We start from the raw sequence: 24387 nt of genomic DNA on the forward strand, positions 1-24387 counted from the left end.
TCGTGTTGCGTGCCAGCCGACGCCGGTCCTCGGGGACGCGATCGGCTTTGGTGGCAGTGAGGTGAGCCAGGCGCAGCAGCACGACCGATCATGATGCCGTTCGACCGCCGTCCAGGTGAAGACAGCGGGACGGCTGGCAGTTGTGTCGGAGATCGCCAATCAAGGCTGCGACCTGGGCGGATGATGTATCGGCACCCGCAACGCCAGTCTCTGCAGCACGACCGACCTTGCTGCCCGGGTGATCGTCGTCCCTGCCAGAGCGTCGACTCAGCCCCGCGCCCGACATCACGGAGATCATCGTATTCCCGCTCTGACCAGGGTGGATGAGGTTATTGGCAAGGGCACCGCTCGGTCCCCGGGGCCCGTACATGTGGAAGGCCGCCTCCCGTCGGGGGAGAGGCGGCCTTCCCGCCCCGTCAGGGCGGCTGGTCGTGAGTCGTCTGCGACGGTGTGTCAGGGTGTTTCATGGCCGGTGCAGACGTCCGGCTGGGGGCCGACCGGGGAAGCGGGTGGTGCTGTTCCGGTGGTCCCGTCGTCCTCGCGGACGGTGACTGTGCCGAAGTCCCGGCTGCCCAGAACCGCGTTGCTGGAGTCCGATACGGCGATCTTGTAGGACGTGGTCGGGGCCGGGCCGGGTTCGGTGTTGCCGGTGACCGGGATGCCGACGGCCTGGCACATAGTTCCGGGACGGAACGTGACCTTCTGCATGGCGAGTCCGACCTTGCCGGTGGGCGAACCGATCACCGTGAGGTACGCAGTGACCTCGGACGCGCTGGGGCGCGACAGGTAGACGGCCACATGGTCCGTCGCGGGACCGGAGCCCTCCTCCACCGTGGTGGAGGCGACGTTGACGGTCGTCCGCGGCCGCACATGCGCGGTGCCCAGGCCCTTGCTGTCGAAGGCCAGGTCAGAAACGTACGCTCCACCGCTCGCCGTGCCGTCCGCGCCGACGGCCGGGGCGAAGGCAACCTTGGAGAGGCGCCTGAGATCCAGGCCCGCCGCCCGCAGCGTCGACAGCGGAACGTGGACCTGCTGGAGCACGATCTTGCCGAGGATCGTGGACGAACTCGACGGCATCCGGCTCACACCCCAGGTGTTGAGATGGGACACCAGATCGCTCCAGGTGTGTCCGGAAGCGTCGGTGACGCTGAGCCGGAGGTCGGTCGCGGTGATGACGCTCTCGTCCGGGGACATGCCGACGGTCATCTCACCGTAGCGCGAGACGTTGCGCTGCGAGGGCGGCACCTTCACGGTGAACGAACCGTCCGTACCCGTCCAGGTCAGATGGGTCATGGCGTTGAGCGGGACGTTCGGTGCGAAGGCGGCGGGCGTCCAGTGGGGAACCTGCTGGTTGGTGAGTGTGCTGCCGGGGTCGGTGCAGGACGGCAGCGGTTCGGCGACCGTACGCCCGTTCTTGTTCGCGCACACCGTCGCGGTGACGTCACCGGCGGCCGAGGCAAGCGGCGAGGCGGTCTGGAAGGTGTCGACGTCCCGGCGCAGGGACGACGGCTGCTGCGCCACCGTACGCACGTCGGAGTAGTCGGCCACCGACGGAGGCTCCTGCCCGGAACCGTCGAACATGCCCTGGAAGCGGGTCTGTCCGCCGAGGGTCGACTCGAAGAACCCGGCGATGTATGCCGAGCCCACCTGGTACTGCTGCGCCGCGGTCAGCCGGGTGTTGACGCCGGAGGCCAGCGCGGCGTCGCTGGTGCCGCAGACCGGGTCGTCGACGCGCGACCAGTCGTCCGAGGCGGCCGGGTACGGCGGAGTCCAGGAGGAGTTGTAGAAGTCGTGGTCGGTTCCCATGACCCAGATGGTGGAGCGCTGCACGTCGTCCGAGAAGGTGCCGTCGCGGGAGTCGGCGTAGAAGTGCTGGCCCTGCTGGTCGGACACGTCGCCATCGCAGTACGGCAGCAGCGTGGTGGTCACGACGTCCGGCAGGGTCGCCCGGGTGAAGTCGATGGGAGCGAGGGCGAAGACCGACTTGATCTGCCACGGATGCGGCAGTGCCTCGTTGAGGGTGCCCGCGGTGACCACACCCTCACCGCCGCGTGAGTGGCCCATCAGCCCGATCCGGCTGAAGTCCATCGTACCCACCAGCTGGCGCGCCGTCAGAGTGCCTGCGGCATAGGTGGACCTGCCAGCGACAAGTGCCTGATCGAGCGTCACATTCCGGTCGGTTGCGGCATCGTGGTTGATGACCGGGCGTCCGTCGTTGGCCGACTTGAGCATGGTGAGGGTGTCGAGGACGAGCCGGCCACGGGTGACGGCGCCGTCGTCCGGCGAGAGCTGGTTGTCGTTGGCGTTGATCGCGTTTGCCGAGATCGACACCACTGTGTAGCCGGCCGCAGCCAGCGCCTTGCCGGCGCCGTCGTAGCCGGCGTAGCTGAGGATCGGGGCGGTGCCGGCTGGACACGGCCAGCCGCTCGCGCCCTTCAGGGTGGTGGTGTTGTAACAGGGGCTGTGCCGGCCGTGCAGGAAGATCACCAGCGGGTGCGCGCCGTGACCGGTCGGCAGGTAGATGCGTCCTTCGAGTTCACCGCGGATGCCGCCGATGTCCTCCAAGGCGATCGACTGGGCACCGAAGATGTAGTCGGCGATGGTGTATTGACCGGTCCCGATGGCCGTCGGATCGGCCGATGTGGTGGACGCCTCTCCCGAGGCGTCCGACTTTGCGTCGCGCTGGGCCTTCAGCTGGGCATTCGCGGACGGCAGGGTCGCCGGGCCGACGGCCGTGCTGTTGCCGCCACTGGACCAGCGCCAGGTGACCGACTCGGCGGTGGCCACGCGCGCGTCGGTCGTCGTGACCGTGAGCGTGCGTCCGTCCGTCGACTCGGTGGCCGGACCCAGGTCGACGCTGTCGACCAGGAGTTGAGGAATGTCGTCCTTGACGGGCAACGGGGTGTCCAGACCGAGGGAGACGGTGTAGCCGCCTGCGGCCCGGGTCACCGTCCAGCCGTCGCCGGAGTCGACCACCGCGGCCTCGGGAGCAGCCGTCGAGGCCGCGGCCGGGGTGCCTGCGGCTGCCGACGCCCCGAGAACCAGGAGCCCCGCGGCGACCGCGGGGAGCGGGCGCCGCAACGCCCGCCAGGGTATGTGTCGCTTCACTACTGCTTGACCTCACTCTTCGCCCTGCGGCCATCCGTGAACCGCCCATCGGACAACCCTGGATGACGCAGTGACAGTGAAAAGAGGTAGGGAGTACTGGTGCTGTGATGGGTGGGAGCCTGAGTGGGGTGGAGGGCGGACGCCGGCCGCGCCATGCCCACGACCTTCTGCCGACGGCCGACGAGCGCGAGCCAGCCGGTGACAGGCCGTCCTACAGGGGGAGTTGGCGGGGGCCGGGGGCCGTCCGGGCCGTCGTTCGAAGTTGGTCCGGCGGCAGCTCGGTGGGCAAAATTCGGTGGGCAGCCCGGTGGAATGTCGCCCCCCGTCGTTCAGTTGGAGCCGACGGGCTCCCCGGCCGGGTCGTCGTGTGGATAGGGGTAGAAGGCGGTGCCCAGCTTCGGCAGCCAGCCCACGGTGGCCACCGGGGTCTCGCCGTCCCCGGGATGTTGCGGGGGCAGCCCGGCATTGACCACCGGTCCCCAGCCGACGGTGAGGAAGCTCATCGCAGGGCCTCTTCGGCGATCAGCGGGTCGTTGGAGAGCTCCGGTGGGACAGCCTGATACGCCGTCAGACGGTGCGGAGCGACCTTCGCCGTACCGCCGGTGTCCGGGTCGGGCGGGGCGGCGTTGTGGTACTCCGGGTAGTGCGCCTGGTAATCGATGGCGGCCTGGATGATCTCCGGCTCGCTGAACCGCGGTCCCCAGAACTGCGCTGTGATCGGCAGGCCCAGCGTGCTGTCGTAGCCGATCGGGAACGAGACCATGGGCCACGTCAGCGCGTTCGGAAGCTGATAGTAGGCGCGGTAGACGGGGAAGCCGGATCCGGGGCCGGTGCGGGGGCCGATCTGTGCGCCCAGCGACATCACGAGCATGAAGTCCACGCCCGCCTCGTCCAGCGCGGCCTGGTAGTTGGCCTGCAGGGTGCGGCGCCGCTTCTCGCCCTCGACGCGAACGGAGGCCGGTACCGCGCCGGCGAAGCGGGTCGCCGACTCGAAGGAAGCCGCCGCGTCGTTGGGGCCCTTGCGCCCGTACTGGGCGAGCAGCGCGCCCGCCTGGTCCGCGGGACGGGTCGCGGCGAAGTCCTTGACCGCGTCCCAGTAACGGATCTCGTATCGGTTGGGGCTGAGCACCGATGAGGCGGGTGAGACCGGGGAGCCGTCGACGGTGGCCAGCACGTCCGTGCTGGCGAAGTAGGGGTCGTTCCGGGCCTGCGTGACGTCCAGACCGGGGAAGTCCTTGACGGTGGCGCCGAGCGCGGTGAGTTGCTGCTTGAGCCGCTCGAACGCGGTTCGGTGGTCGGCGGCGTAGAGGTCCTGCGGGGGTGTGCCGACCTGGACGCCCTGGCTGGTGCGCATCCAGTCGGTCTGCGGGATGCCGATGGTGATGCCGGACAGCGGCTTGGTGCCCTTGCGGGAGGTGAGCGGCAGGGCGGGGAAGGGGTCGGGGGCGGCGAGGCTCAGCGGGTCGTTGGCCGGGTCCGGCCCGAGGATCACGGAAAGGATCAGGGACGCGTCGCGCATCGAGCGGGCGATGGGTCCCAGTACGTCGTATCCGGGGGACAGCGGCATGAGTCCGGCCACCGAAGAGGTCCCCAGGGACGGCTTGATGCCGCTGGCGCCGTTGGCCGAGGAGGGCATCACGATGGACCCGCCGGTCTCCTCGCCGATGGCGGCTGCCGCCAGCCGGGCGACCGGCGCGACGCCGGAGCCCTGGCTCGACCCGCCGGGCACGTACGCCAGGTTCCAGGCGTTGCCGGCGAACGTACCGGTGATCGAACCGGAGAATGCGGAGCACACGGTGTGCCCCAGGATCACTGCGCCCGCCTCGCGCAGCCGGGCGACGACCGTGGCATCCCGCAGGGCCGCGTTGCCGTCGTAGGCGTGGCTGCCGTCCTTCGCCTCGAAGCCTTTGACGGCGACGGAGTCCTTGATGCCGAACGGTATGCCGAGCAGCGGGGGAAGGTCCTCCTGAGTTTTGCGGGCCTTCGCGAAGCGTGCGTCGGCCGCGGCCGACGCGGCGAGGGCGCCGTCACGGTCGATGCGGACGAACGCGTTGTACAGGCCGTTGTCGCCGTACGTCTCGAAAGGGCCGTTGAAGCGGTCGATCCGGTCCAGGTACGCCTGGGTGACCTGGACCGACGTGACGACGCCGGCGCGCAGCAGTGCGGCCAGCTCCATCACCTCGTAGTCCACCACGCGCTTTCGCTTCTTGATGCCGGAGACGGCGGGGAGGGCACGCTGGAAGGCGGACGCGGCGCTCGGACCGGAGTCCGCCGCGGCCGGCGCGGCGGATGCGGCCGACAGGGCACCCGCCGTGGTCACCGCGGCGGCGCCGCCCAGCACCGCCCGGCGGCTGAGTCTGTGCCGGGACTCTGGAGTGGTGGAACGTGTGGTTTCTGACATCTGGTGGCTTTCTTTCCTGGTCCGTACGTGATGCCGGGAAGGGCATGAACGTAGGGGAGTGGCGAGTCGTGAGTGACTTTAGGTCCGAATAAGATCTTGCGGAAGTTCTCCAAAAGGGGCTTCTTTGGTGTCCCGGGAGCGAGGTCGTTGTTATTTCGAATGAGTTCCGAGGAGGTGAAGTCCCGGCCCTCGGCAAATGGGGCGAGTGTGCTTCAAGTCGTCGCAGTTGCACGGGGTTTGATGACGCTCGCCGTCAGTTGAGAGGTGCTTGAAATGTAAAATCAACACGAGTGAGCGTGTCCACCCGCGCACGGCAAACCAGAATAAATACTCCTGTGCAGGGCATCACGGAGCATTTGGCTCCTCCCGTTTTCGGGTCCACTGATGCATTTTATTTGCTTTCGTTTCCATTTCTTTTCCCTCCCTGTACTGAGCCTTTATCTGCCGAGGCCGGTACGGTGCTGACGGGGCGTCAGTCTCGCTCTTGCATGAGGGGCCGTCAGCTTGCTGACGGCCCCTTTCTGCGCATTCAGAGCGGAGATTTCTGCTGGTGGGTAGGTCGACGGCCCGGCTGTCGCGACGGCTCGGCGCCGGGTTCCACGGCTCCGGGGTGGTGCTGCTCGCAGGGGCGGAACGCTGCTGGTCAGCCAGGGTTCGGGAGGGCATCGAGCCGGGCGAGTGCGCTTGTGATGTCGTCGGTCCAGGGCCAGTGCTGTGCCAGGCGGAGGATGCGGCGGCGGCCGCTGGTGACGAGCTGGGCAGCGGCGGAGAACAGCCGTAGTCGCAGGCGGCGGGGTTCCCACCGGCGGGCGGCGCCGGTCAGCGCGGGTTCAAACAACGTTCTTGAGGATCTCCCAGACGGTGGACGCCGCTACTTTCACCCCGAGGACGAGCAGTTCGCCGTGCAGGCGGCGGCAGTCCCGGTTCGTGTTCTCCCTGGCCAGGCGCAGCACCAGGGCTAGGATGGAGTGCGCGGTGCGCGGCCGGCCGCCTCGCTTGGGCCGGAATCGGGCAGGGTGGCGGCGGGCGATTACTGACCTTTTCGGATTGGGCTCGGGTGGTGACGGTGGGAGGTCCCTGCGGTATGCCGGTGTCATGCGGTATGCAGAGGGTGGGGGCCTGACTGCTGAGCGGCGGGCTGCGCGTGAGGTGCTCCGGCTGGAGGCCGGAGAGAGGTTCGCACGTGGTGACAGAACCTCGGACATCGCCAAGGACCTGCGGGTGAGCGAGCGTTCAGTGGAGCGCTGGCGCCATGACTGGCGTGAAGGCGGGATGGCGGGTCTGAAATCGAAGGGTCCGGCGAAGTTGCCGAAGCTGTCGGACGAACGGTTCGCCGGACTGGAGGAAGAGCTGGCCAAAGGCCCGGCCGCACATGGCTGGGAAGATCAGCGGTGGACGTTGGAGCGCGTCCGAACGGTGATCGGCCGCCAGTTCCAGATCAGTTGCTCGCTTGCGGGAGTGTGGCGGCTCCTGCATCGCCATGGCTGGTCCTGGCAGAGCCCGGCCCGCCGCGCACTGGAACGCGACGAGCATGCAGTCGAACTCTGGAAGAAAGACGTGTGGCCGCAGGTGGAAGGACCGCGGCGGCGCTCGGGGCCTACATCGTCTTTGAGGACGAGGCCGGCTTCGCGATGACGCCGCCACGCGCCCGCACCTGGGGCCGGCGCGGTCACACACCCGTGGTCAGGGTCCGGGGCCGTTCCCGACGCCGGATCTCGGTGGCGGCCCTGTGCTGCTACCGTCCCGGCGAGACATCGCGGCTGATCTACCGCCCACGCTTCCATCTGCCTTTCAAGGGAGCCGTGAAGAGCTTTTCGTGGACGGACTACCGTGACCTTCTGGTCCGTGCGCATCTCCAGCTCGGTGGCCCCATGGTGATCGTCTGGGAGAATCTGAACACCCACAGGACGGCCGGACTGCGTCAGTATGCGGCTGACCACGACTGGCACACCGTCTTCCAGCTCCCGCCCTATGCGCCAGATCTGAACCCTGTCGAAGGCGTCTGGTCGCTGCTGCGGCGAGGGCCCATGGCCAACACCGCGTTCACCGATCCCGAACACCTCGAGCGCACACTCCGCCGCGGACTGACCCACATCCAACGGCACCCCGACCTCATCAACGGCTGCCTCACCGAAACCGGCCTGAACATCACCACACAACCGACACCAACACGAAAAGGTCAGTAAGCGCCCCAAGGGACTTCAGTAGGCGTTGCGGGAATCAGTCCGCGCCGGAGAGTCGGAACTGACCGTGTACGAGCGTGTCGCCGCCCATGTCCTCAAGGCGGCTCCGCGCTCAACGATCAAGACTTGCAGCGGCCGTGTGTGTGCAACTTCGGCCTTGTGCAAGGACGTTGAACGATAAATAATCCGCCCGTTGAGGATGACTGACCGTACATCAACAACCTTATCGTCCAGGGTTGATGTGCGTGGAGTCGGAGACTCTTCGCCAGCCGCAGCCGTGCGGTCGGCCTTTGTTCGACAATAGGAGATGTTGTGGGCATTTTGCCCAGATCTAGGCCAAGAGATATATCTCGAAGCAGGCTCAGAACCAGAACGGCGCAGTCGGCGATCCGTGCCGTCACTGCGGTGCTTGGCGCAACGACCATAGCACTGCTGGGTGTACAGGCTCCCGCCCAGGCGGCCACGCCGGCCGCTGCACCCATCGCGCGGACGGCTGCGCGGACGGCCACGGCATCCGCCCAGAGGCAGGCGAATGTGGTGGCCCAGTGCGCCACACCCAAAAAAGGGCAATTCGCCTGTCAGTCGCTACGGCGAACCGACGTCCCAGCCATCAAGGGCTTGGTGGGGAAGACCCAGCGCTCGTTGATGAGCGCCGCGGGAACCGCACCTGCCGGGTTCGGCGCCGTCGACCTGCAGAACGCCTACAACCTGTCCGCTGACGGAGGCGCCGGCCAGACGATCGCCATCGTCGACGCGTTCGACGACCCCACCGCCGAGGCGGACCTCGCTGTCTACCGGGCGCAGTTCGGATTGCCGGCCTGCACCACCGCCAACGGCTGCTTCCGCAAGGTGAGCCAGCGGGGCGGCACCGACTACCCCGCACCCGATGCCGGTTGGGCCGGCGAGATATCGCTCGACCTGGACATGGTCTCCGCGGCCGCGCCGCTGGCGCACATCCTGCTGGTCGAAGCTGACAGCCCCTCCTTCACGAACCTCGGAGCGTCAGTCAACGAGGCGGTCGCCCTGGGCGCGAAGTACGTGTCGAACTCCTACGGTACCGGGTACACCACTGCGCCCGGCAGTGGTGAGCCGCCGACCGAGACCACCGATCTCGATCCGTTCTACAACCACCCCGGCGTGGCCGTCGTGGCCTCCAGCGGCGACAGCGGGTTCGGCGTGTCCTACCCGGCCTCCTCTCAGTACGTGACAGCCGTCGGTGGGACGTCCCTTGCGCGCGCCGCGGGCACGACGCGCGGATGGTCCGAGTCGGTGTGGCACAACGGCCCCGGTTCGGGGTGCTCCGTCTTCGAGCCGAAGCCCGCGTTCCAGACCGACGTCGGCTGCCCCAAGCGCACGGTGGCCGACGTCTCGGCGGTCGCCGACCCCTTGACGGGCGTATCGGTCTACCAGACCTTCGGCGGAGGCGGATGGAACGTCTTCGGTGGAACGAGCGTCGCGTCACCCATCATCGCCGGTGTCTACGCATCGGCCGGAACTCCGGTCACGGGCTCGTACCCGAACTCCTACCCGTACCGCAGCGGCGGCGCGGGCCTGAACGACGTGACCAACGGAACCAACGGGCCCTGCTCCCCGGCCTACCTGTGCACCGCGGGCACCGGATACGACGGCCCGACCGGCCTGGGCACGCCCAACGGCACGGCCGCGTTCCGCAGCGGTCCGCACGGCGATATCACCGGCACGGTCACCAACGCCACCACGGGTGCGCCGATCTCCGGTGCCACCGTCTCCGTCGGGGCCACCGCCGCGCACACCGACGCCACCGGCTCGTACAGTCTCAGGGTCAGTCCGGGCACGTATGACATCGATGTCGACGCCTTCGCATACGCGAGTACGTCGGCCTCCGGCGTCGTGGTCGCGGACGGAGGCAGCGTCACCAAGAGCTTCACACTGAACCCGGTGCCGATGCAGACCGTGTCCGGCAAGGTCACGGACGGCTCCGGTCACGGCTGGCCGCTCTACGCCAAGATTGAAATCGACGGCATACCCGGCGGGCCGCTCTGGACCGATCCTTACACCGGCGACTACACCGTGGACCTCCCCGCAGGGCACGACTACTCCCTGCACGTCATCAGCGCCTACCCCGGCTACCTTCCGGCGAACGGATCGGTCAGCCTGGGCGGTTCGGCCACCACGAAGGACTTCAGCGTCCCGCTCGACCCCTGGTCGGCCAAGACGCTCGGATACTCGAAGGCGGACGTCGGTCCCACCGAGGGATTCGACTCCACCACGTCCGCGCCTGCGGGCTGGTCCGTCACCAACGCGGACGGGACCACGGGCGGCTGGCAGTTCGATGACCCGGGTGCCGCCGGCGCCCCCATCGGCAACCGCACTGGCGGCAGCGGGGCGTTCGCGATCGTGGACAGTGACGCCGCGGGACCGGGCACCCACACGGACTCCTACCTCACCAGCCCGGTGTTCGACCTCACCGGCGACGACTTGCCCGTCATGAACTTCCAGACCGACTACCGGTGGTTGCACAGCCAGGCCACGGTCGACGCCAGCACCGACGGCGGACAGAGCTGGACCACTCTGTGGTCGGCACCCGCCGCCGCCGTCAGGGGTCCGGCCAAGGTCGACGTGCCCGTACAGGCCTACGCGCACAACCCGCATGTACAGTTCCGCTTCCACTACACCGGCTCCTTCGCGTGGTGGTGGGAGATCGACAACGTCTTCGTGGGCAACCACGAGGTCCATGCCCTGCCGGGCGGGCTCGTCGCGGGCACGGTGACCGACGCGAACACCAGCAACGGCCTCAACGGCGTTACCGTGTCCGGACCCTCCGGTAGCGGGCTCAGCGCCCTCACCACCGCCACACCCGACGACCCCGGTCTCAGCGACGGGTTCTACAGGCTCTTCTCGCCGGCCGGGGCGCAGTCCCTCAGCGCCGCCAAGGCTTCGTACGCCGCCCTGTCCCAGAACGTGAACGTGACTGCCGACAGCACCACCAAGGCCGTGTTCCCGCTGAAAGCCGGTCAGTTGACGGTCAGTCCGGATTCGCTCAACGCCTCGGTGGACTGGGGCCAGCAGGCCACCAGGACCGTGACCGTCAAGAACACCGGAAGCGCCCCGGCAGACCTGACTCTGGGTGAGGAATCGGGCGGCGTGAGCGTCGCCGCCCAGGGCGCTCCGCTCAGCATGACCAAGGGCGACTTCTCGCCGCTGCGGGTCACGCCATCGGCGGCGGCCTCCGGGTCAGGCACGGCTCCCCGTGCCACAGCCGCCCAGGCGAACGACTCGGCGTGGCAGCCGTTGGCGGACCTTCCGGTCGCCACTCAGGACAACGCCGTGGCCGTCGACGGTGGCAAGCTCTACAGCGGTTTCGGCGTCACGTCCGCCGGTCCCACGAACACCCTGTACAGCTACAACCCCGGGTTGGGGATCTGGACCCAGCTGGCCAACGCTGGGGACGCCCGTCAGGTACCCGCTCACGGCTTCATCGGCGGCAAGCTGTACGTCGCCGGTGGCTGGGGTGCCAGCGGCGACCCCGACTCCAAGCTGGAGATCTACGACCCCAGCAAGGACAGTTGGACCACCGGGGCTTCCGATCCTGCGCCGCTGGCCGCCTCCGGCAACGCGGTGCTGGACGGCAAGCTCTATGCCGTCGGTGGGTGCACGGAACAGACGTGCGGCAGCACCACCGTGTCGGTCTACGATCCGTCGAACAACTCCTGGTCCGCCGCGGCCGACTACCCGGAGCCCGTGTCCTGGAATTCGTGCGGTGCCATCGCGGGGAAGCTGTTCTGCGCGGGCGGCATCAAGGACACGACCTCGCTCACGTCCGCCTACGTGTACGACCCGTCGAAGAACTCGTGGTCGTCGCTGCCCACCATGCCGGTGCCGCTGTGGGGTTCGGCGTACACGACTGCCAACGGTCAGCTGCTGATCAGTAGCGGCGTCACCGGAAACCTGCTGACCAACCAGGCGTTCGCCTTCGACCCCGCGGCACACACCTGGTCCGCGCTGCCCAACGTCAACACCGCTGCCTTCCGTGGTGGTGGTGCCTCCGGCTTCTACAAGGTCGGCGGCTCTGTTCCGAGCGGGGGAACGTTCGTGCCGACCGCGGCGACCGAGCAACTGCTCGGCTTCGACCAGTCGGACTCGGCGGACGTGACGTGGCTGGCTGAGAGCAAGTCTCAGGTGACCATCGCACCGGGCGACTCAGCCCAGGTCACGGTCACCTTCGACGCGTCCGCGCCGGAGATCAACCAGCCGGGTACCTACTCTGCGCAGTTGGTGTTCGACAACGACACTCCCTACACGCTGCACAATCTCCCGGTGTCCTTCACGGTGAACCCGCCCTCGACCTGGGGCAAGATCACCGGAACCGTCCTGGGAGCTACCAGCAGCGGCAACTCACCGCTGGCAGGAGCGACCGTACAGATCAGCTCCTCCGCGGCGACATACACACTCGCGACCGCGCAGGACGGCACCTACGGCCTTTGGCTCGACGCGAAAAACAGCCCGCTCACAGTGATCGTCTCCAAGGACGGCTACGCGCCGGCGGTGACCACCGTGAAGATCAAGAAGGGAGCGGTGACCCTCAACGACATCACGCTCAAGCGGGCATAGCCGCCTGAGTCAGCACACGGCGGGCAGGGGGCGCTTCATGCGGCCCCTGCCCGCCGTCGCTGACTGGCGGCACGCCCGTACGGGCGTGCCGCGGCTTGGGGAACCGGGTGATCTGCACCAACACGGACCTCAGCGTCGTCGTGGTGTACGTCACCCACAACGACCCACGTTCGGGAGACGGCAGGCCGTTCGGGATCATCACCGCGTACTTCTTCCTGCCCTGCTTCCAGGCCGCGGACTGTCCCGGTCCCGAGCAGCCCCACAAGGTGGACACTGCCCTGACCTACACCGGTGCCGACAGCGCGGTGAACGGATCCCCGGTCAGCCTCTCGGCGAAGCTCACCAACGACTTCGGGACGCCCGTCAATGGCCGTGCCGTACGGATCGCCCTGGGCACGGGGGCCACGCAGCAGACGTGCACCGGCACCACCACGGCATCGGGCACGGCGACCTGCACCATCGGCTCGGTTGACCAGCCACAGGGAGCGTCGAACACCGTGCCGGTCGCCGTCACCTTCGGCGGCGACGACGACAACCCGTCCAGCACGTCCGCCGAACTGGGCCTGACCTCACCGACCAAACTCGACTACACCGGCGTGACGCACCTCGCCAACGGCACTCCGGCCCAACTGGCCGCCAAGCTCACCGACTTCCACGGAGATGCGTTGCCGGGGCGCAGTGTGCGCTTCGTCCTCGGCACCGGTGAGGACCAGCAGACGTGCACCGGTACGACGAGCGCCACCGGCACCGCGAGCTGTACCGTCGCCTTGGTCGACCAGCCGCTGACTGACTCCGCCACCGTCCCGCTGCACGCGTCCTTCGCCGGTGACGCCGGCTATCTGGCCTCCGAGACCTCCGCACAGTTGAAGCTCCAGTACGCGACGGGCCGTGCCTACGGCGTCTCGGCGCACGTCGCTCTCATCGGCGTACCGCTCCTGGAGATCGAGCCGCAGCCCGACACCGGGACCGTCCGTACGGCGGACGCGACCACGACCGACACCCCGTGCTCGGCCGAGTACAACTCGCCCCTGCTGTCGGTGCAGAAGCTGTGCCCCAAGGTCACCACGACGCTCGCCCCCGGCAAGGTCACGGCGACCTCGACGGTGGCGCAGGCCCGCATCGGACTACCCGGTGTGCCGGTCATCGAGGTGTCCGGGCTCACCGCAGTCTCCAGCAGCGAATGCGGCAGGACGACGGGCAGCACCACGCTCACCCTGAAGATCGCGGGAGTTCCGGTTACGGTGTCGGGTGATCCGAATACGGAGATCCCGCTCGTCGGAGGTGGCCGGCTCATCGCGAACGAACAGTTGCCCTCGGCTGGCGCCGACGCCGGCCTCAAGGTCAACGGCGTCCACCTTGTCCTTCCCGCCGATGGCGGTGAGGTCGTCCTGGCCTCGGCGGACAGCGCGATGCACAACTGCGGTGACTGACGACTCCGCCCGCCGGGCTGTCCAGGATCTTTGCGAACGACGGGCCAGCGATCTGGAGTCACTCACCTGCGAAGTCGTACCCGACGCTACGGGCGACGTGGTCGCCGCCACGACCGTGGTGCTCTTCCGCGGTCGCCGCTGCGTCTTCCGCCAAGGGATCTGGCCGCCGAGCCGCCCCGCCGCCACCCGAGTCGCCCTCTACGCGTCCGTCCTGGAAGAGCGCCTGATGACACGCGTGCTTCCACGGCTCGGCGACGATGCGTCGCCAGTCGACCTCTGAGAGCGCGCACTCACGAGCGTCGGCTCAATGCGCAGCTCCTCCTCTCGAACTGGCCGTCGTGGCACGAGCGCGCAGCAGCCGATCGAGTACAGCGACCGGCGAGCGCAGGTGCTCGGACGTCGAGCGCTGCTTCCCACTGCTCGGTCAGGCCGACCTTGAGACGCCCCCCGGGCCCGCTACCGCGGCCTGCCCAAGGCCCGCCTCCAGCACGCCTTCTCCGCTACCGCCGTCAACGTCATCCGCCTCGACGCACACTGGAACCCCGGCCAACCATCCTTCACACCTCGCACCAGCAGACTCACCCGCCTCAGCCACCGACTCGCAGCCCGAACCCCGAATTAAGCAGCAGAGTCAGGGGATGCGATCAGTGAGTTCAAGGACGGGCGGGTCGACGCGGAAGGCCTCCGGGTACTTGGCCGCGGCACCGGTGTTGAGTACCACGACCTCCTCGTCCCCGGAGAGCCAGCCGCGCTCGCGCAGGATGCGGACCGCGGACAACGTCGCGGCACCCTCCGGGCACAGCAGCGCACCGTCCGCGGCCGCGCACCTGTCGCGGTCGGCCAGCAGCGCCTCGTCGTCGACGGCGACCGCCTGGCCCTTGCTCTCGTACAGTGCCTCCAGGACCAGGAAGTCGCCCAGCGCCTTGGGGACGGTGATGCCGAACGCCACCGTGTGCGCGTCCTGCCACGGTTCGCTCGTACGCGCCCCTTCCTCGAATGCCCTCACGATGGGAGCGCAGCCAGAGGCCTGCACGGACACCAGCCTGGGCATCGGACCCTGGAGCCAGCCCAGGGCGCGCAGCTCGAGGAGGGCCTTGTGGATGCCGATCAGTCCGACGCCTCCGCCGGTCGGGTACACGATGACGTCCGGAGCGCGCCAGCCGAGCTGCTCGACGATCTCCAGACCCATGGTCTTCTTGCCCTCGATGCGGTAGGGCTCCTTGAGCGTGGCCGCGTCCATCCACACGCCCGGCTCCGAAGCGATCTTCTCGGCCACCAGACGGCCGGCGTCACCTATCAGCCCGTTCACCAGATACAGATCGGCACCGGCGGCCGCGGATTCCGCGCGGGTGATGGACGGCGCGTCCACCGGCATCGCGATCAGGCTCTTCAGGCCGGCCCGGGCCGCATACGTCGCCCACGCGGACCCGGCATTGCCGTTGGTGGGCATCGCAACACCACGCACGCCCAGCTCACGGGCCCTGGCAACCCCCACCGCCGCGCCACGCGCCTTGAAACTGCCAGTAGGAATCAGTCCCTCGTCCTTCATCACCAGCCCCGGCACGCCGATGGACGCGCCATAGCGCGGCAGCGGCACCAGGGGGGTCATCCCCTCACCCAGAGTGATGACATTGGCGGGATCGCGGACCGGCAGCAGTTCGTGGTAGCGCCACAGGGACGGCAGGCGCTGCGCGAGATCCGCCGGCGTGAGCGCATCCCGCACCAGGTCCAGGTCGTACCGCACCAGCAGGGGCGATCCGCACTCACACAGGTTCTGCACCCGGTCGGCGTCATGGCGGCGGCCGCACCGCGCGCATTCCAGATGCGTCATCGTACTGAAGGGCAAGGGGGACATGACGGTGATCTTTCTCGAAGGTCTGGTGACAGCGCAGCCGAATGGGGGCGAGCAGGACCGCGATGGTTAGGGCGTAGCGGGAAGGTCACGGCAGGCGGTAACGGGCTGCTGAGGATCGTCGCGGCCGGGGCGCAGGAGCGGACGACGAGAGGCACACGCTCGTACGGGAGTCGCCGTACGACCAGACGTCAGGAAGCGCAACAGATGGAGCTGGCGACATGGACCAGGTCTACATGCCGCCGCTTGGTTCCCGAGAATCCCTCGTGCACAGCACACATAGTGATCCAGATCAGCCGCTCCGTCGAGCCGCTGTGACATTCCCCTCACAGCAACGACCCGTCCCGACTTCTCGGTAACTGCCCGCGCCGGCTCCCGCGGCCTTGCCGGTGACTCTGCTGGCCAATTCGTGATGTTCAGTAAGCGCCTCGACGACCGGAAGGTGCTGTCGGGCATCCTGTTCGTGCTGTATACCGGCATTCCGTGGGAGTTCTTACCCCAGGAGCTGGGCTTCGGCTCCGGCATGACCTGCTGGCGGCGTCTGCGTGACTGGAACGACGCGGGAGCCTGGCAGCGTCTGCATGAGTCGCTGCTGGCCGAGCTGCATGCCGCCGGCGCTCTGGACTGGTCCCGGGCGGTGATCGACGGCTCCCATGTCCGCGCCATGAAAGGCGGCCCAAAACTGGACCGAGCCCGGTCGACCGTGCCCGAACAGGCTCCAAGCATCATCTGATCACCGAAGCGCACGGTGTCCCGCCGGCCGCGTTGCTGACCGGCGGCAACCGCAACGACGTCACCCAGCTCATCCCGCTGATCGAGGCCATTCCACCGGTGCGTGGCCGACGCGGACGGCCCCGCCGACGTCCCGTCAGGCTCTACGCCGACCGCGGCTACGACCACGACAAGTACCGCAAGCAGGTCCGGGCGGTCGGGATCACCCCGGTCATCGCCCGCCGCGGCACCGAACACGGCTCAGGACTGGGCGCCCACCGGTGGGTCGTCGAGCAGAGCTTCGCACTCCTGCACTGGTTCCGCCGGTTACGTATCCGCTGGGAGATACGCGACGACATCCACGAAGCCTTCCTCAGCCTGGCCTGCAGCATCATCTGCCGGCGACGACTGAAGAACCTCCAACTTTGTTAGGAGTTCTTACGGCCAGGGTGATCGGCACGGCGCGGCACGACCGGCAGCAACGGCTCGATCCGCGCCCACAGCTCATCGGACACGATCCACGGCAGCTGCTCGCCCCTTCTCATGTGCAGGCTAACACCCCATCAGGTGCCAACATTCCAAGGGAAGAAGCGCCACTTTGTTAGGAGCTCTAAGAGCACCCTGTGCCTGACCGACCCGAGCGCCAGCGCCACCAAGGGCACCCAGCTGACCGCGGCCACCTGCGGCGGCAAGGGCCAGACCTGGTCGACGATCACGGCGGGCGCGCTGCCGGCGGGCCAGACGCAGACGTTCACGTATGACGCCGAGGGCCGCACGGCCACGGTCTCCACGCCCTCCGGCACCACCGACCGCACCAGCAAGTACCTGTACGACGCGGACGGCAACCTGCTGGAGCATACGTCGTCGACCGGGGGCGCCGACAAGACACGCATCGACGGCGGTGCCATACGGCTTCTTAGCCACAGATTACGGCCCGAGCGGTTGTCGGCGCAGGCGCGGAGTCAGCCGTTGATGGCTTCCTTGAGCTGTTGGCCTGGACCGGAGGAGTCACGTGAATCCGGTGTTCGCGTGCTGACGGATCCCAGTGCGGTGGCTACGAAGGCCTGGGCGGCGGCGGTCAGGGGCTGATCTCTGTGGACGATGAGTAGGTCGTAGGTCACTCGAGGGAGTAGAGGCAGGACGACGGCGCCTCTGCTCTCGGCTTCCCGTGACACAGTCCAGGGCAGGAAGGCCGCGCCGACGCCTTCCAGGACCAGTGGAATGACTGCTTCTCGGTGGGGTGTCTCTACCGCCGTGCACAGGGGGATGCCGCGTTCTTTGGCTTCGTCGAGCAGATTGCGCGCTCGGGTACCGATCGCGCTGCTGATGAACGGAACGCCTGCGAGTTGCTCAAGGCTGAGGGGGCCCTTGCCGCCGAGTGTGCTTCCTGGTGGGAGGACGACGACGATTTCGTTGCTTCCGATCGGGTGCGCACGCAAGTCCGCGGACACGGGGCGGTCTGTCAGCCCGACTTCGCACGCGGCCTCCGCGACTGCTGTCGCAGCGAGGGCGCCGTCTTCGGTGGGCAGCATCGCCACGGTGACGTCTGGGTAGGACCGGCGGAAGTTTCCGATGATCCGGGCAAGGGGCTCGATACTCAGGCCTGGGGGTGTGCTGACGGTGACGCGGCCGCCGCGGAGGCCTCTCAGAGCGACCATGGACTGTCGCGCGTCCTCCATGTCCTTGAGGACGCGTCGTGCGTAGGTGAGAAGGACCGTGCCGGCCTCGGAGAGCGCGACTCCCCGGCCGACGCGGTGGAACAGAGGGGCGCTGCATTCCCGCTCCAGCCTGCGGATGGCTTCGGACAGTGTCGGCTGGGTTACGTGCAGACGCGCTGCCGCCCTGGTGAAGCCACCTTCGTCGACGGCTGTGACGAAGTACTCCAGTGTGCGTACATCCATAGGGGCAGCCTACCGGTTTCATCGAAAAAATAGACTGGATTGATGTGTCGGGACAGTGTTCCATGTGTTGCAAGTAAATTCGTTCACATCGTGCCGATCCTTGGCACGGAAATCCAAGAGCAGGAGAACCATGTGGGTGCCTCTCCGGTCCTGATCAGAACCAAGGACGACGTCGTCCGGGTGATCAACGAGAGTTCTGACGCCCCGCACAGCCGCATCATCGGTTTCATCGCGCTCGGAGGTTTCTTCCTCGACGCGTATGACTTCACCAGCCTGAGTGCAGGTTCGGTACAGATGAAGGCGGAGTTCGGGCTCAGTGCCAGCCAGCTGGGTCTCGTGACGGCTGTCATGGCGTTCGGCGCGATCATCGGTGCGCTCTGCGGCGGTTACTTCGTTGACCGGTTCGGCCGGCTTCGCATGTTCATCGTGAACCTGCTGCTCTTCGTATGTGCCACGCTTGGCGCAGCGTTCGCTCCGAACTACCAAACGCTCATTGCCCTGCGCCTCTTGATCGGTATCGGCGTCGGTCTCGATGTGCCGGTGGCCATGGCGTTCCTGGTCGAGTTCATGGCTATGAAGAAGAAGGCCAAGTGGGTGGAGTCGGCTGCTGCACTGTGGTCGGCTGCGACCATCTGCGGGCTGCTCGTGGCGCTCCTCCTTGACGCCCTCGGGGCAGGAAACAACTTGTGGCGCTGGGAGGTCGGTCTTGGTGCCGTGCCGGCTGTGGTGATCCTCCTCCTGCGCTTCAAATACATGGCGGAAAGCCCTATGTGGGCTGCGACCAAGGGAGATCTGGCCGAAGCGGTACGGATTCTCAGCAGAACGTACGCCCGGCCGTTCGAACTGGCGGCGGATGCAGTGGCCGTGTCGCACCACGTCGAACAGACCGGCCCGTTCCGACCCTTCGGCCAGCTTTTCACCGGAGAATTCCGGAAGCGCACCATCCTGATCTCGGTGATCAGTGCGGCGCAGAGTATCCAGTTCTCTTCGGTCGGCTTCTACCTTCCACTCATCGTCTTCTCGTTCTTCCACAGCAGCTTTTCCGTCTCCGTACTGGCCTCGGTGTTTGCCAATGCCTGTGGCCTGTGCGCCGCGCTTCTGGCAGCGAACGTCGCAAACAAGCTGGGACTGCGCAGGCTGACCATCATCGGGTTCAGCGGCGTCGCTTCCGTACTCGTCGTACTCGGCCTCGTCGGCCAGGTGATACCGCCGGTACTCGGAGTTGTGCTGCTGGCGTTCTTCATCGGCGCGCACACCTTCGGCCCAGGCTCCACCGCGCAGTCGATGTCAGCGTTGTCCTACCCGACGCGGATCCGCGGCGTCGGGGCCGGCCTCTCCCAGGCCAGTAACCGTACGGGCAGCTTGGTGGCGCTCTACGGCGTCCCAGTCCTGCTGGCTGCGTTCGGGCTGTATCACGCCCTGCTCATCCTGCTCATCGCCCCGGTGATCGGACTTGTCGTACTGGCCGTCATCAAGTGGGAGCCGGTCGGCAATGTCTCGGAAGACGAGCCCGAGTCCGTCTTCGGTTCTGCTGCAACGGCAGTCGCGCCCGCGGCCACGACCCCCACTCGTCCCCTCTGAAAGCAGGCGCAGCGACAGTGCAATCCCGATCCGCCCTCCTCCGGTTGATACAGCCCGACCTGCAGAAAGCCGTCCTCGACCGTGCCGGCAGCATGCTCGATGACGTGGCCGCCTACCTCGACTCGGTGGATGCACGAGACCTTGACGGTACCTTCCCGGCCTTCGCTTTCGATCCAGCGGCCGCATCCTCCTACCTCCCCCCGTCGGCAGATCACCCGACCCTTGAACCCGCGGCTCCGGCCGCCCTGCCGGACGCCCAGGAACTGCCGTGGGTGCCGCCCACCGATATCGCACGCCTGGTACGAGCCGGGGAGCTCACAGCCGCAGAGGTGGCCGGACTGTATGCACAGCGGATCGGAGACTGGCAGCCGGAGGTCAACGCGTTCATCGACGTGACGCTGGACGACGCTGCTCCGCCCCGACCGGGACCCCTTGCAGGGGTCCCGGTCGGGCTCACCGACCTGATCGACGTCGCGGGGCTGCCCACGACCGCCGGATCAGCAGTCATGCACGACAGGATCGCCCCAAGGGACGCGGACTGCTGGAGCTCCCTGGCCGGGGCCGGTGCCGTGCTGGCGGGCAAATTGAATGTGCAGGAATTCGCCGCCGGCACGACAGGCGAGAACGCCCGGTTCGGCTGGACCCGGAATCCCTGGGACACGACCAGGATGGCTGGCGGAGCATGCGGCGGTGCGGGGGCCGCGGTTGCGGCCGGGATGGTGTCCGCGGCTCTCGGCCCGGATCCCGGGGGGTCGATCAGGGTACCCGCAGCCCACTGTGGGGTCGTCGCCCTCAAACCCACCTACGGCGCCATCAGCAGGCACGGTGTACTGCCGTTGACCTGGACACTGGACGCCCTCGGCGTGATGTCACAGCGCGTGCGCGGGGTCGCCGGCGTTGCCGATCAGCTGCTGATCCCGCGCACTCCGCGCGGCAGTTGTGAAGGCGCTGCGCGGGCCGGAGAAGAGACAGCCGGGCTGGATCTGACGGTCGGGATCCCCACCTCCTGGCTGGACATGGGGCTCGATCCAGAGGTCCGCGCCGCCTTCGAGAAGGCACTGGAACACCTCACTGCCCTTGGAGCGAAAGTGCGCGAGGTGGATGTGCCGTACGCGGGAGACATCCTCAGGATGCACCGGGCCATCGCGTTCTCCGAGGCATCGGCGTCCCACGAGCCATTCCTCCTGCATCAGGCGGACGGAATCGGAGCCAATATCCGTGACCGGGAGGAGGCCGGGCGGGCCATGCTCGCCGGTCAGTACCTCAAGGCGTTCCGGATCCGTGCCATGCTGTGCCGACGCTTTTCCGAGGTGTGGCGAGATGTCGATCTCATCGTCACGCCGACGGTCCCGGTCCCGGCAGCACCTGTCGGGACGCAGTCGGTGACGACGAGCTCACGCGGCCCCGAGCCCACCCACACCGTCTACACCCGCTACCTCGCCCCCTTCAGCTCACTCGGCCTACCCACCCTGTCCGTCCCGTGCGGGGCGACTACTGGCGGTCTGCCGATCGGCATGCAGCTGGCAGGGCCGCCGCATGCGGAATCTCTCTTGTTCTACGCAGCCGGTGCCTACGAGGCCACCACGGCCTGGCACACCCGGCACCCGGTGCTTCCTCGGTGAAAGGCAGGGCAGAAACTATGTACGACATGGCTGTTACGGGCGGTTCCGTCGTCACTCCGGACGGTGTTGTCGAAGGGGACATTGCGGTGAAGGACGGCGTCATCGTGTCCGTCGGTGTTCCTGTCGTACCTTCGCAGGTCACGGGACGCATCGTCGACGCCGGGAGGAAGCTGGTTCTGCCCGGAGTCATCGATGCCCATGTCCACTGCCGGACCTGGACCGATCACGCCGATGCGATCGGAGACTCGCACCGCTCGGCGGCATTCGGCGGCGTCACCACAGCGATCACCCAGATCAGGGCACCTGAAGACATGGCCCCCTCGGACGCCATCGACCACTTCATCTCAGAGGGCGAACGGACCTCACCGATCGACTTCGGTCTGCACACCATCCTGCGCCCGGAGCACGACGCGGCCACCGAGATACCCAAGGTAATGGCTCTCGGCAGCCCGTCCGTCAAGTTCTTCATGTCCTACAAGGACAACGGGATCATGACGCCGGACGCCACGCTGCTGCGCAACCTCCGCATTGTGGCGGAGAACGGCGGCCTGGCCATGGTGCACGCAGAAGACGGCGAGATACTCGCACACCTCATCGACCATGCGAAGGCGACCGGGCGTACGCGGCTCGAGGACTTTGCCTGGACACATCCCGCCTCCGCCGAGGACCTGGGCGTGTACAAGGCACTCGCCTACGCGAAGGCGACCGACTGCCCCCTGTACATCCTGCACATGACCACCAAGGGCGGTGTGAAACTCCTGGGTGACGCGGTCGCGACCGGCCAGCGCGTGTTCGGAGAAACCTGCCCCAAGTACCTGACTCTCACCAACGACGACCTTCTCCGTGTTGGGGCGCAGGCCAAAGTGGGGCCCCCACTGCGGACCGACGACGACCGCGAACACCTCTGGGACGCGTTGAAGACGGGCACGTTGTCCGTTGTGGCCAGCGACCACGCCCCCCGGGCACGGGAGCGGACAGGACAGGTCGACGACGTGTTCGCCGAACCCTACGGCGCACCCGGCACCGAAACGATGCTGCCGGTGATCTACGACGAACTGGTGGTGAAACGCCGCGGGAGCGTGTCTCTCCTGGCAGAGATTCTCAGCACGAACCCGGCGCGCATCTACGGGCTGTACCCGAAGAAGGGCGTCATCGCGCCGGGATCCGACGCCGATCTCGTGCTGGTGGATCCCGAACGCAGGGAAGTCGTCAGCGCGGCAACTCAGCACTCCACAGCCACATACAGCCTGTACGAGGGTCGCGAGGTCACAGGTTGGCCTGTCCTGTCCACCGTGCGTGGCCGCATTGTGCTCGATAACGGCGAGCTGAAGCAGCAGCCCGGATTCGGGAAGTACCAGCACCGGATCCTGCCCGAGTTCACCCGATGACAGAGCTGTGGGAACTCACCGTGAGCATGCAGGCACGCGGGATCCGCGACGGCGCATTCTCCGCGGAAGAGCTGATGCGTTCCGTGCTGGACCGCATCGCTCAAACCAACCCGCAGCTCAACGCCTTCTGCACCCTCAACGAGCACGCCGTTGAAGACGCCCGTGCGGCAGACAGAGCACTGTCCAGGGCCGATGTGACAGGACCGCTGCACGGCATACCCTTCTCCGTCAAGGACCTCATACCAACAGCCGGACTGCGCACCACGCTGGGAAGCACCGCATACGCAGACTGGATCCCCAGTCACGACGATGTGTCGGTGGAACGGATGCGCGCGGCAGGGGCGCTCCTCGTAGGGAAAACCAACACCCGCGAGCTCGGCTACGGCGTCGTGACCGACAACGCGCTGTTCGGACCGACTCGCAATCCCAGAAAGCCCGCCTGCACAGCCGGGGGCTCCTCCGGCGGCTCAGCAGCGGCAGTGGCCGGTGGCATGGGATCGATCAGCCTGGGCAACGACGGTGGGGGTTCGCTCCGGGTCCCGGCCGCACTCTGCGGCGTCTTCACCCTCAAACCCACCTTCGGAGCTGTGCCCCTGTACCCGTCGTGCCGGCTACCCACGCGAGCCGGACTCGGCAGCTGGGAGACACTCGAGTCCGTCGGACCGATCACCCGAACCGTTGAAGACACTGCCCTGGTATTGGAGACGATCGCGGGATTCGACCAGCGGGACCGGCACTCCATACCGACCGACCTGCGGGGGCTTGCGGCACGTCTCGACGACGGCGTCAACGGGCTGAGAATCGCCTGGAGCCCACGCCTGGGACAGGCAGATGTCGACCCCGAGCTGATCGAACTGACAACGCGCGCAGTCAAGGCACTTGACCGGTCCGGACTCGGCTGCGTAGTCGCAGCCGCGGATCCGCCGATCGGAGATCTCCACGAGCTACGCGAGGCCTTCGCCGCCACCGTCGCCAGGGACTCCGACCTGAAAGGCCTGCGCGAGATGGCCGAACGTTACAGGGTGTCTCAGGACCTACAGGAGCTTGTGGGAAAGGACTGGACGGCAGAGACGTTGACCTGGGCGGCAACACGCAGGCAAACGCTCTACGACGCGATGCAGGGATTCATGGCGGACTGGGATCTGCTCCTCACGCCCACTACGGCAACGGCCGCTTTTCCGATCGGACTGCGCAGTCCGGTGCAGGCCGCGGGGCGCGACTGGTCACCGTTCGCATTCCCGTTCAATCTCACCGGCCAGCCCGCGGCAAGCGTGCCAGTCGGGACGACGACGGATGGCCGGCCCGTCGGCCTGCAGATCGTCGGTAGACGTCTGGAGGACGCCACCGTGCTGAGGGCGGCGCGCGCATTCGAATGCGTCCTTACCGCGGGTTTTGGCGATCGGCTGATCTGAGCCGAGGAGCAGTAGCGACTGTCGGAACCGTGCGTGACCGCTGCTGCTCTAGCCGTGCCCAGCCGTGGGTGGAAGGTGTCTGCTGCCTGCCGAACGGGCAACGACACGAGACGGGTCCGCATGCGTCACGACCCACGCACTCGTGACTACGTCGCACGACGCACTCTCGAAGGGCTCAAGACGAAGGACATCTTCAGATGCCTCAAGC

At 67.4% G+C, this 24387-nt stretch carries 15 protein-coding genes and 4 pseudogenes; 11 read left to right on the forward strand and 8 right to left on the reverse strand.

Annotated features, from left to right (window positions below; translation table 11 throughout):
• Positions 1 to 453: 453 nt before the first annotated feature.
• The 5 genes and pseudogenes from ACFYXB_RS40320 to ACFYXB_RS40340 form a co-directional block, all read right to left on the reverse strand.
• Positions 454 to 3108 (reverse strand): hypothetical protein, encoded by a 2655-nt coding sequence (locus tag ACFYXB_RS40320; protein ID WP_389590033.1) that lies wholly within the window; start codon positions 3106 to 3108, stop codon positions 454 to 456.
• A gap of 329 nt (positions 3109 to 3437) precedes the next feature.
• Complete coding sequence (locus ACFYXB_RS40325) at positions 3438 to 3611, reverse strand: hypothetical protein (protein WP_389590035.1); 174 nt, start codon at positions 3609 to 3611, stop codon at positions 3438 to 3440.
• The gene (locus ACFYXB_RS40330; protein WP_389590037.1) at positions 3608 to 5509 is read right to left on the reverse strand and encodes an amidase; all 1902 of its coding nucleotides are present in this window, start codon (positions 5507 to 5509) and stop codon (positions 3608 to 3610) included. The genes ACFYXB_RS40325 and ACFYXB_RS40330 overlap by 4 nt, the downstream gene beginning before the upstream one ends.
• A 643-nt stretch (positions 5510 to 6152) precedes the next feature.
• Positions 6153 to 6335 (reverse strand): annotated as a pseudogene (locus ACFYXB_RS40335) (transposase); the annotation flags it as partial.
• 4 nt (positions 6336 to 6339) lie between these two features.
• The gene (locus ACFYXB_RS40340) at positions 6340 to 6462 is read right to left on the reverse strand and encodes a hypothetical protein (RefSeq protein ID WP_389590038.1); all 123 of its coding nucleotides are present in this window, start codon (positions 6460 to 6462) and stop codon (positions 6340 to 6342) included.
• Between the two features lie 142 nt (positions 6463 to 6604).
• Here ACFYXB_RS40340 and ACFYXB_RS40345 point away from each other — a divergent pair, with 142 nt between their 5' ends.
• The 5 genes from ACFYXB_RS40345 to ACFYXB_RS40365 all read left to right on the forward strand — a co-directional run bounded on the left by ACFYXB_RS40345 (position 6605) and on the right by ACFYXB_RS40365 (position 13992).
• Entirely contained in the window at positions 6605 to 7144 is a 540-nt protein-coding gene (locus tag ACFYXB_RS40345) for a winged helix-turn-helix domain-containing protein (protein ID WP_389590040.1), read from the forward strand.
• Complete coding sequence (locus ACFYXB_RS40350) at positions 7141 to 7695, forward strand: transposase (protein ID WP_389590058.1); 555 nt, start codon at positions 7141 to 7143, stop codon at positions 7693 to 7695. The genes ACFYXB_RS40345 and ACFYXB_RS40350 overlap by 4 nt, the downstream gene beginning before the upstream one ends.
• Before the next feature lie 642 nt (positions 7696 to 8337).
• A complete protein-coding gene (locus tag ACFYXB_RS40355) occupies positions 8338 to 12282 on the forward strand; it encodes a carboxypeptidase regulatory-like domain-containing protein (RefSeq protein ID WP_389590042.1) in 3945 nt (1314 codons plus the stop codon).
• A 107-nt stretch (positions 12283 to 12389) separates the two neighbouring features.
• Positions 12390 to 13712, forward strand: a complete 1323-nt coding sequence (locus tag ACFYXB_RS40360; protein WP_389590044.1) for a choice-of-anchor P family protein — start codon at positions 12390 to 12392, stop codon at positions 13710 to 13712.
• A complete protein-coding gene (locus tag ACFYXB_RS40365) occupies positions 13705 to 13992 on the forward strand; it encodes a hypothetical protein (RefSeq protein WP_389590046.1) in 288 nt (95 codons plus the stop codon). The genes ACFYXB_RS40360 and ACFYXB_RS40365 overlap by 8 nt, the downstream gene beginning before the upstream one ends.
• A gap of 351 nt (positions 13993 to 14343) precedes the next feature.
• Here the strand turns inward: ACFYXB_RS40365 and ACFYXB_RS40370 are convergent, their stop codons facing one another.
• Positions 14344 to 15543 carry a threonine synthase gene (locus tag ACFYXB_RS40370; protein WP_389590048.1) on the reverse strand — a complete coding sequence of 400 codons (1200 nt, stop codon included), beginning with the start codon at positions 15541 to 15543 and terminating at the stop codon, positions 14344 to 14346.
• Positions 15544 to 15991: 448 nt separating this feature from the next.
• Between ACFYXB_RS40370 and ACFYXB_RS40375 the strand changes: the two are divergent.
• Positions 15992 to 16707, forward strand: a pseudogene (locus ACFYXB_RS40375) (IS5 family transposase); the annotation flags it as partial.
• A 5-nt stretch (positions 16708 to 16712) separates the two neighbouring features.
• Here the strand turns inward: ACFYXB_RS40375 and ACFYXB_RS40380 are convergent.
• Positions 16713 to 16820: pseudogene (locus tag ACFYXB_RS40380) on the reverse strand (IS5/IS1182 family transposase); the annotation flags it as partial.
• Here ACFYXB_RS40380 and ACFYXB_RS40385 point away from each other — a divergent pair.
• Positions 16819 to 17142: pseudogene (locus ACFYXB_RS40385) on the forward strand (hypothetical protein); the annotation flags it as partial. The pseudogenes ACFYXB_RS40380 and ACFYXB_RS40385 overlap by 2 nt on opposite strands.
• A 95-nt stretch (positions 17143 to 17237) precedes the next feature.
• Here ACFYXB_RS40385 and ACFYXB_RS40390 read toward each other — a convergent pair.
• Positions 17238 to 18176 (reverse strand): LysR family transcriptional regulator, encoded by a 939-nt coding sequence (locus tag ACFYXB_RS40390; protein ID WP_389590050.1) that lies wholly within the window; start codon positions 18174 to 18176, stop codon positions 17238 to 17240.
• A gap of 90 nt (positions 18177 to 18266) precedes the next feature.
• Between ACFYXB_RS40390 and ACFYXB_RS40395 the strand changes: the two genes are divergently transcribed.
• The 4 genes from ACFYXB_RS40395 to ACFYXB_RS40410 all read left to right on the forward strand — a co-directional run bounded on the left by ACFYXB_RS40395 (position 18267) and on the right by ACFYXB_RS40410 (position 24179).
• Positions 18267 to 19757 carry an MFS transporter gene (locus tag ACFYXB_RS40395; RefSeq protein ID WP_389590052.1) on the forward strand — a complete coding sequence of 497 codons (1491 nt, stop codon included), beginning with the start codon at positions 18267 to 18269 and terminating at the stop codon, positions 19755 to 19757.
• A gap of 44 nt (positions 19758 to 19801) precedes the next feature.
• Positions 19802 to 21379 (forward strand): amidase, encoded by a 1578-nt coding sequence (locus ACFYXB_RS40400; RefSeq protein ID WP_389590054.1) that lies wholly within the window; start codon positions 19802 to 19804, stop codon positions 21377 to 21379.
• Between the two features lie 731 nt (positions 21380 to 22110).
• Positions 22111 to 22767, forward strand: a complete 657-nt coding sequence (locus ACFYXB_RS40405; protein ID WP_389590060.1) for a dihydroorotase family protein — start codon at positions 22111 to 22113, stop codon at positions 22765 to 22767.
• On the forward strand, positions 22764 to 24179 hold the full coding sequence (locus tag ACFYXB_RS40410; RefSeq protein ID WP_389590056.1) for an amidase: 1416 nt from the start codon (positions 22764 to 22766) through the stop codon (positions 24177 to 24179). The genes ACFYXB_RS40405 and ACFYXB_RS40410 overlap by 4 nt, the downstream gene beginning before the upstream one ends.
• Positions 24180 to 24387: the final 208 nt, after the last annotated feature.

Origin of the sequence: Streptomyces sp. NPDC002619 (assembly GCF_042889305.1) — a bacterium.
Classification (GTDB): domain Bacteria; phylum Actinomycetota; class Actinomycetes; order Streptomycetales; family Streptomycetaceae; genus Streptomyces.

Excerpts from the sequence above, each read along its gene's own strand:
- ACFYXB_RS40405 (WP_389590060.1), top strand. The coding sequence starts at position 22,111 with ATGACCACCAAGGGCGGTGTGAAACTCCTGGGTGACGCGGTCGCGACC.
- ACFYXB_RS40390 (WP_389590050.1), bottom strand. The coding sequence starts at position 18,176 with ATGGATGTACGCACACTGGAGTACTTCGTCACAGCCGTCGACGAAGGT.
- ACFYXB_RS40350 (WP_389590058.1), top strand. The coding sequence starts at position 7,141 with ATGACGCCGCCACGCGCCCGCACCTGGGGCCGGCGCGGTCACACACCC.
- ACFYXB_RS40325 (WP_389590035.1), bottom strand. The coding sequence starts at position 3,611 with ATGAGCTTCCTCACCGTCGGCTGGGGACCGGTGGTCAATGCCGGGCTG.
- ACFYXB_RS40330 (WP_389590037.1), bottom strand. The coding sequence starts at position 5,509 with ATGTCAGAAACCACACGTTCCACCACTCCAGAGTCCCGGCACAGACTC.
- ACFYXB_RS40345 (WP_389590040.1), top strand. The coding sequence starts at position 6,605 with ATGCGGTATGCAGAGGGTGGGGGCCTGACTGCTGAGCGGCGGGCTGCG.
- ACFYXB_RS40370 (WP_389590048.1), bottom strand. The coding sequence starts at position 15,543 with ATGACGCATCTGGAATGCGCGCGGTGCGGCCGCCGCCATGACGCCGAC.
- ACFYXB_RS40355 (WP_389590042.1), top strand. The coding sequence starts at position 8,338 with ATGAGCGCCGCGGGAACCGCACCTGCCGGGTTCGGCGCCGTCGACCTG.
- ACFYXB_RS40410 (WP_389590056.1), top strand. The coding sequence starts at position 22,764 with ATGACAGAGCTGTGGGAACTCACCGTGAGCATGCAGGCACGCGGGATC.